6 protein-coding genes are annotated in these 5,443 nt (G+C 69.2%); 1 reads left to right on the top strand and 5 read right to left on the bottom strand.

Going from position 1 to position 5,443, the window contains the following annotated elements; genetic code table 11:
- The 4 genes from ACOADB_RS11650 to ACOADB_RS11635 form a co-directional block, all read right to left on the bottom strand.
- The coding region (locus ACOADB_RS11650) for a hypothetical protein (protein ID WP_378598381.1) at positions 1-251 on the bottom strand (251 nt) is incomplete at its 3' end.
- Positions 252-328: 77 nt separating this feature from the next.
- The gene (locus tag ACOADB_RS11645; RefSeq protein WP_378598379.1) at positions 329-499 is read right to left on the bottom strand and encodes a hypothetical protein; all 171 of its coding nucleotides are present in this window, start codon (positions 497-499) and stop codon (positions 329-331) included.
- Positions 500-642: 143 nt separating this feature from the next.
- Entirely contained in the window at positions 643-1,749 is a 1,107-nt protein-coding gene (locus ACOADB_RS11640) for a potassium channel family protein (RefSeq protein WP_378598377.1), read from the bottom strand.
- Positions 1,750-1,759: 10 nt separating this feature from the next.
- Entirely contained in the window at positions 1,760-2,746 is a 987-nt protein-coding gene (locus ACOADB_RS11635) for a YihY/virulence factor BrkB family protein (protein WP_378598375.1), read from the bottom strand.
- 92 nt (positions 2,747-2,838) lie between these two features.
- On the opposite strand from ACOADB_RS11635, the gene ACOADB_RS11630 reads away from it, so the two are divergent.
- Complete coding sequence (locus tag ACOADB_RS11630) at positions 2,839-3,975, top strand: phosphotransferase (protein WP_378598373.1); 1,137 nt, start codon at positions 2,839-2,841, stop codon at positions 3,973-3,975.
- Here the strand turns inward: ACOADB_RS11630 and ACOADB_RS11625 are convergent.
- On the bottom strand, positions 3,963-5,327 hold the full coding sequence (locus tag ACOADB_RS11625; RefSeq protein ID WP_378598371.1) for a cation:dicarboxylate symporter family transporter: 1,365 nt from the start codon (positions 5,325-5,327) through the stop codon (positions 3,963-3,965). The genes ACOADB_RS11630 and ACOADB_RS11625 overlap by 13 nt on opposite strands.
- Between the last annotated feature and the right edge of the window lie 116 nt (positions 5,328-5,443).

Raw genomic sequence — 5,443 nt, 5'->3', positions numbered from 1 at the left:
TTTCGTCCGCGGCGGGGTCGACTGATCGGAAGGTGGTCAACGACGCGTTCGGGCAGCCTGTCGACGACCGAGTCCGGGAGCCGGTCGGCGAGGGCCTCCGCCAGGTGAGAACCGTGCTCCACAGCAGCGGCCCGGCCGTGTTCGATGGCGGGCGGTGCCTTCTCGGCCACCGTGTGCAGTGCCGACTCGACCTTCGGCGCCACGGTGTCCAGGAGATCACGCAGGTCTTGCGTGGAACTCTTGCGGTGCATGTCGTTCCTCCTCGGATTGACTGTTGCCACCGCAGGTACCCGCATGCCCGGAAAGCAGTCGGGGCGACTTCGCCGGGTCAGCTCGCGGCGACGTCCACGTCGCTGGCGCACTCGTTGCACTTGATCCGGTGCTCACCGCGCTCGGCCGGCTCGCCGAAGAGCCGGCGATGCCAGCGCGTCTGCTCGGTGCGCCGGTAGCAGCTGGGGCACCAGTCGTGCCTGACCCAAGGTCCGTAGTTCTTCCCCACGACCCTCAGCCTGCCGTTTCGCGCACCCAAAGTCGCGCTCCGACAAGGCAATTCTCACGGGTCGGAGCAGGTCTGCACGATCGGCAGCCCACGGACTAGTCCCGATGAACCACTGGTCCCGACAACGGTCCCAGGATTCCGGCTCAGTCCTCGTCGTTGGCGAAGTCCTCGTTGTGGGTGCCGGGGCGGGGCGCCCACGGCAGCTCCTTGGCCGGACGTACGACGACCAGCCGGTCGCCCCGCGCCAGCAGGGTCACGACCGGGTCGAAGTAGCGGTACACCTTCTCGTCGCGGACGACCGCGATGACCTGGTCCGGCAGCGACTGGGGCGGCATGCCGACCTCGTTGACCAGCAACTCGCGTTCGGCGACCTCGAGGCCCTCGCCGTAGGTCAGGAGGTCCTCCATCACCGACCCGAGGGTCGGCGACAAGGTGGACAGGCCGAGCAGGCGGCCGACGGCGTCAGAGGACGTGATCACCGAGTCGGCGCCGGACTGGCGCATCAGCGGAGCGTTCTCCTGCTCGCTGACCGACGCGACGATCCAGGCGTCCGGGTTCAGCTGCCGCACGGTCAGCGCGGCGAGCACGTTGGAGTCGTCGCGGCCGGTGGTGATGATGACCTGGTCGGCCTCGGCAACACCGGCCCGGTGCAGCACTCCGCGACGGGTCGCGTCGCCCGTGACGACGGCGAGCTGGTCGGCGTGCGCGTCGGCCATCGCGACCGGGCTCGGGTCGACGACGACCACGTGCTCGCGTTGCAGCCCGTTGTTGACCAGCGTCTCGACGGCGCTGCGTCCCTTGGTGCCGTATCCGATCACCACGACGTGGTGTCCCATGTTCTTCCTCCATCGAGCGATGCGGAACATCTCGCGGCCGCGCTGCGCCAACACCTCGAGGGTGGTGCCGATCAAGAGCACGAGGAACGCGATACGGGCCGGGGTGATGATGAACGCGTTGACCAGGCGCGCCGGGTCGCTGACCGGGGCGATGTCGCCGTACCCGGTCGTGCTGAGCGTGACGGTCGTGTAGTAGATCGCGTCGACCAGGGAGATCGTGCCGTACGGGTCGGCCGCCGTGGCGTCGCCCGCGTCGCGGTAGCCCTCGCGGTCGAAGTAGACGAGCAGGACGGTGCCGGCCATGATCCCGAAGGCCAGCAGGAGACGGCGTCCGAGCTCCCACCACGGCGAGCGGGTGCGTTCGGGCAGGGCAATGCGCCCCACGTGCGCCGACACCGGTGCTTCTACGCCCACGGCCCCGAACCTAGTCCACCGGCTCGGGCGTACGGCGCAGGAGTCGCGTCATCAGCTCCCGGCGCGCCCGCTGGGTCGTCTCCTGCGGGAACACCTCGTCGAAGGCGGCATTCACTCCAGCACCGATCAGCACCGCCAGTGCGGCGATGTAGAGCCAGATCAGGATGGCGATCGGCGCCGCGAGGGGACCATAGATGGAGTGCGAGTCCTGCGCGGTCACGGTGAGCACCCAGCGCAGCAGGTACGACCCACCGATCCATGCGATCAGGGAGAAGGTCGCGCCCGGGAGGTTGAAGCTCCAGTTCGTCCGCACCGGCACCGACACGTGGTAGAGCGTCGCGAGGAAGCAGATGCAGACCACGACGACGAGGGGCCAGTAGAACTCGATCAGGAAGTCGGCGCGGTTCGGCAGCCACTCGCGCACCAGCCGTGGACCGGCCACGACCAGCGGGAGGGTGATCGCCCCGGTGACCACGGCCAGGATGTAGAGGACGAACGACAGCGCCCGCGTCTTCACGATCCCCCGGTGGCCGCCGAGGCCGTGCATGATCGTGATGGTGTCGACGAAGACGTTGAGCGCACGGGATCCGGACCACAGCGCGAGCACGAAACCGAGCGAGATGACGTCGAAGCGCCCGCCCTCGAGGACGTCGTCCATCGTCGGCGTGATCACCTTGCTGACGGCGGTGTCGGTGAGGAAGCGCGAGAAGAGGTCGGTGACCGCGCGTCGTACCTCCTCGACCTGGCCGGGAGTGAAGTGCTCGGTCACGTAGCCGACGCCGCCGGCCATGGCGAAGATCAGCGGCGGCACGGAGAGGACTGCGAAGAAGGCACCCTCGGCGGCCAGCCCGGTGACGCGGTACTTCAGGCACGAGGCCACGGTCGTGACGATCAGCCGCCAGACGACGTGGAAGAAGCTCCGCAGCGGGGCGGGAAACCGGGCGTAGGTCGTCCGGAGGTACGACGGCCGGGACTGGGGCCCCGGATCGTCATTCATGGGAGTCACGCTATCTGTCAGAAGGCACGGACCCGGGCATCCCGACCGGCCTAACATGCGGTGATCTGCGTCGCTCCCCTCCGGAGGTCCTCATGCACGACCGCGCCGCGCTCGGCTCCGCCGACGTCTCCGACGAGGCGCTCGCCACCATGGTGGCCGGCCTGCTGGGCACCCCCGTTTCCTCCGTTGCACTGGTCGATTCGACCGCTGAGCTGGTGTCCTACGACATCCCCGCGATCACGACCGGCGGTCGCTGGTGGGTGCGCGGCACGGCCGACGTCTCCGGCGAGCGCACCCCCTTCACGCTGTTCGTGAAGCAGGTCCACGAGTGGTCCCGGTCCCCGTTCTTCGCCGACGTGCCGGTCGAGGTCCAGCCCTGGGCAGCCCAGCAGGTGCCGTGGCGGACCGAGGGTGCCGTCTACCGTTCCGACCTCGTCGACCACCTGCCGACGGGCCTCGCCATGCCACGGCCCTTCGGCGTCCACGACATCGACGACCTGTCCTACGCCGTGTGGCTGGACGTGGTGCCGACGGTCGACGCGGAGTGGGACCTCGACCGTTACCGCCGCGCCGCGCACCTGCTCGGCCGCTTCGCCGGTAGCCCCGCCGTCCGCGACCGCGCCAACGTGGGCGGGCACGAGTGGGACGTCTCGAAGTACGTCGAGGGCCGGCTCAAGTTCCAGGTCCTCCCGATGCTCGGGAGCGACGACCTCTGGCACCACCCGCTCCTCGTGGAAGCCTTCGCCGACCTGCGCCCACGCCTGGACCGGGCGGCCGCCTGCGTCGATGCCGTGGCGGCCGAGCTGATGGCCCTCCCCGTGCTCGCGGGCCACGGCGACGCCTGCCCGAACAACCTGCTCGTGACGCCGGGCGACGACGACTTCACGATGATCGACTTCGGGTTCTTCACCGCGCTGCCCGTCGGGTTCGACCTAGGACAGCTCCTCGTCGGCGACGTGCAGATCGGCCTCAGGCCGTCCGACGACCTCTCCGAACGCGGCGCCGCCAGCCTGACGTCGTACGTCGACGGGCTGGCGGCGGAGGGCGTGGACATCGACGAGCAGGCGGTCCGCCGGGCGCATGCGTTGCAGTTGTTGCTGTTCACCGGGTTGTCCGCCCTGCCGTTCGAGCTGCTCGACGCGGAGCCGACGGAACAGGTGCGGGCGATGGCGGCCACCAGAGCCACCATCGCCCGCTACAGCCTGGACCTGTTCGATCAGACCGGCTGAGGTTCCCTGACCGGCTCCGCCGTCTCGGGCTCTGCTGCGTGGTCGTCGACCATCGTGGTCTCGTCGAACGGGTCGTCGCCGGCGAGGACGCGGTCCAGCTGGTCCCGGTCGATGCTGCCGGTCCAGTGGCCGATCAGGACGGTGCCGACCGCGTTGCCCGCGAAGTTCGTGAGCGCCCGGGCCTCGGACATGAACCGGTCGATGCCGACGATGAGGCCGACCCCGTCGACCATCTCCGGGCGGTGCGACTGCAGGCCACCGGCCAGGACGGCCATGCCGGATCCGGTGACGCCGGCGGCGCCCTTCGCGGCGATCATCATGAACAGCAGGAGGGAGATCTGCTCACCGATGGCGAGCGGGCTGCCGATCGCCTCGGCGATGAAGATGGACGCCATGGTCAGGTAGATCGCGGTGCCGTCGAGGTTGAACGAGTAGCCCGTGGGGACCACGACGCCGACGGTCGTCTTGTCGACGCCGGCGTGCTCGAGCTTGGCGATCACCCGCGGGAGCGCCGACTCCGAGGAGGAGGTGGCCAGGATCAGCAGGAACTCGCGGCCGAGGTAGCGCAGCAGCGAGAAGATGTTGACGCCGGCGGCGACCTTGAGCAGCGTGCCCAGGACCACGAACACGAAGAGCAGGCAGGTGACGTAGAACCCGATCATCAGCACGCCGAGGCTCTTGAGCGCGTCGACACCACCCTGGCCCGTGACGGCCGCCATGGCACCGAAGGCACCGACGGGGGCGGCCCACATGATCATCCCGAGCAGTCGGAACACCAGGCGCTGCACGTGACCGACGACGGTCAGGACCGGCGCGCCGGCCGCACCCATCCGCTGGAGTGCGAAGCCGACCAGGAGCGCGACGAGCAGGGTCTGCAGGACGCTGCCGCTGGTGAGGGCGCTGAACAGCGAGGTCGGGATGATGCCCAGCAGGAACGCGGTCGTGTCGGCGTGCCCCTCGGCAGCCTTCTCCTGCGCGATCGCCGCAGCGTCGGCCGTCAGGTGCAGGCCGTCACCGGGGTGCAGCAGGTTGCCGACGACCATGCCGATCGTCAGCGCGGCGGTCGACATCACGAGGAAGTAGACCAGCGCCATGCCGCCGACCTTGCCGACCTTCGCGGCACTGGCCACCGAGCCGACGCCGAGGACGATCGTGCAGAAGATGATCGGCTGGATCATCATCTTGATCAGGTTGACGAAGCCCTCGCCGAGTGGCTTGAGCTCGACGGCGAAGCCGGGGAACGCCAGGCCCGTCGCGATGCCGAGCAGGACCGCCACGATCACTGCTAGGTAGAGGTAGTGGGTGGCGCGGGAGCCGTGGCTCCTTGCCGCGCTGGTGCTCGTCGTACTCATCGATCCTCCTGGTCCGGGGACCCCGACCGGGGTCTTCAGCCACTCTCCGGCGTGATGTGACCTCCGTCACCGTTGTGTTCTTTGTGTTCGCGACGCGCGCCGCGATCCTGCGCGGT

Source organism: Nocardioides sp. CPCC 206348, assembly GCF_048654705.1.
Classification (GTDB): Bacteria; Actinomycetota; Actinomycetes; order Propionibacteriales; family Nocardioidaceae; genus Nocardioides.
Note: the sequence above shows the minus strand (reverse complement) of the source record. Positions and strands in the feature narration are given on the sequence as shown.